At 61.4% G+C, this 1,942-nt stretch carries 3 protein-coding genes and 1 pseudogene; all 4 read right to left on the bottom strand.

Translation table 11 applies throughout. The features are described 5' to 3' along the window. Positions 1-212, bottom strand: a pseudogene (locus EN935_RS42425) (hypothetical protein); the annotation flags it as partial. Between the two features lie 25 nt (positions 213-237). Beyond that, positions 238-747 carry a molybdopterin-guanine dinucleotide biosynthesis protein B gene (gene mobB / locus EN935_RS33560; RefSeq protein ID WP_109671233.1) on the bottom strand — a complete coding sequence of 170 codons (510 nt, stop codon included), beginning with the start codon at positions 745-747 and terminating at the stop codon, positions 238-240. Next, on the bottom strand, positions 744-1,370 hold the full coding sequence (gene mobA, locus EN935_RS33555; protein WP_127374102.1) for a molybdenum cofactor guanylyltransferase MobA: 627 nt from the start codon (positions 1,368-1,370) through the stop codon (positions 744-746). The genes mobB and mobA overlap by 4 nt, the downstream gene beginning before the upstream one ends. A 56-nt stretch (positions 1,371-1,426) precedes the next feature. Then, positions 1,427-1,942, bottom strand: a 516-nt coding sequence (locus tag EN935_RS33550) for a DMT family transporter (protein ID WP_164771586.1), incomplete at its 5' end; no start/stop codon positions are given.

The raw sequence follows: 1,942 nt of genomic DNA, 5'->3' as shown, positions 1-1,942 counted from the left end.
GTCTTTTCCTGGGCCTGGGCTACGCCGAGCGTCAGCAGCGCGGCCGATGCGGCAAGCGCGATACGCAGTGAAATACGCATGATAGTCCTCTCTTTATGATCCCGGCCGTCGTTCCGAACGGCTCTGTGGGGCGGTGCTTTTGACCGCCCGCTGGCGCGATACTCCCACTCTTTCAAAGAAAAAAGCAACTGCAAAACCACAAAAATGGGCAAGGCTATTCTGCCGCTGCGTCAGCGCTCAAGCAACGAGCCCAGTGGCGCGCTCGATGAAGTCGGCTATCGACTTTGCATCGTCGAGATCGAACACCGGCAGATGCTCGCCTTCAGCCGCAAAATCGGCGGCGACGGCGACAATGTTGGGATCCCCTGCCGAAAGCGGCGTGCGGTCCTTCGCTTCCAGCCGGCGGGTTTCGATCTTGCGGTGGGCTTCGCGCTTGTAGCCCTCAACCAGCACTAGGTCGCATGGCGCAAGCCGCGACAAGATAGTCTCCAAAGTCGGCTCATCCTCACCGCGCAGCTCATGCATCAGTGCCCAGCGAACGCCGGAGACGATCGCGACTTCGGTAGCGCCGGCTTGCCGATGGCGAAAACTGTCGGCGCCCGGCTTGTCGATGTCGAAGTCATGATGGGCATGTTTCACCGTCGACACTTTCCAGCCGCGCCGGACAAGCTCGGCGACCAGCTTTTCGGTCAATGTCGTCTTGCCGGAATTTTTCCAGCCGGTGATGCCGAAGATGCGTCTGTTCATGGCTTCATGCTCTGCAACAGACGCTCGGCAGAGACAAGATCATTAGGGTCGTTGATGTTGAAGAAGGGGTCGACCCCGGCCGATTGCAGAATCGGGAATTCCACCTCGACAAAACCGTGCCGGTCGATGAAAGCCGACACCCGCCTGTTGTCCTCGTCGACCAGAAAGTGCCGCAAGGCGTCTCGGCAGTCCGTCGGCCAGAGTGCGAAAGTCGGGTGCCGTTTGCCGGCCGAGCAAGCGACGGCAATTGAACCTGGACTTTGATCGGTGGCCGCAGCCAGCCGTTCGACGAGATCCAGCGGCAGGAAGGGCGTGTCGCCGGCAGCGGTGACGATCGCCTTGCAAGCCGTGTTGCCAACGGCCCATTCGAGGCCGGTCAGGATTCCGGCAAGCGGCCCGGCAAAGCCGCTCACCATGTCGGCAAGCACCGGCAGGCCAAAGCGCGAGAATCGTGCCGGATCGCCATTGGCGCTGAGCGCCAGGGGGGTAGTCTGCCGGCCAAAGCGCGAGACGACCTGGTCAAGCACGCAGCCGCTGCCAAGCGGCAACAGGCTCTTGTCGCCACCGCCCATCCGTCTTGATTGGCCGCCGGCCAGAATGATCCCAGCAATGTCTCGCTTCATGCCATGGAGCCTGTACGCCAGCCGCCGGAAATCACAAGAACCTTCAAATGACCTGGCTAGATTCCGTCGGGCACCATGGTCGGCCCCGTGCTTTCGACGACGATCTTTCGCCGGCCGACCACTCGCTCGCGGTAGAGCGCATAGAGGCCGGAGCCGATGATGATGGTGGCGCCGACGATCATCGGAAGATCGGGAATATCGGCGAAGATGAACAGGCCAAGCAGAATCGACCAGATCAGCGCCGTATAGCGGAACGGCGCGATGAAGGAGATGTCGCCCGCCCGCATCGCCATGATGATGAACTGATAGCCGATCAGCACCAGGACAGCAGCCAAGGCCAACAAGGCCGTGCTGTTGCCCGTCATCGGTGTCCAGCCTCCCATCGGCGACAACAGCGAAGCGCCGACAATTGTCATGGCAAGCGCGGTCGCGGTCGACACCAGCAATGTCGGAATGGCCTTGGGAATCCGCTTGGTGGCGAGATCGCGCACCGCACAACAGGCGACGCTGGCCAACGCCGACAGCGAATAGATGCTGAACCCTTCGAAGCCAGGCCGCACGATGATCAGCAC

Origin of the sequence: Mesorhizobium sp. M7D.F.Ca.US.004.03.1.1 (genome assembly GCF_003998635.1) — a bacterium.
GTDB classification, from domain to species: domain Bacteria; phylum Pseudomonadota; class Alphaproteobacteria; order Rhizobiales; family Rhizobiaceae; genus Mesorhizobium; species Mesorhizobium loti.
The sequence above is the reverse complement of the archived record's forward strand: the minus strand, read 5'-3'. Positions and strand labels throughout refer to the sequence as shown.

Bases quoted from the DNA above. Each gene is read 5' to 3' on its own strand.
- mobB (WP_109671233.1), bottom strand. From the start codon at position 747: ATGAACAGACGCATCTTCGGCATCACCGGCTGGAAAAATTCCGGCAAG.
- mobA (WP_127374102.1), bottom strand. From the start codon at position 1,370: ATGAAGCGAGACATTGCTGGGATCATTCTGGCCGGCGGCCAATCAAGA.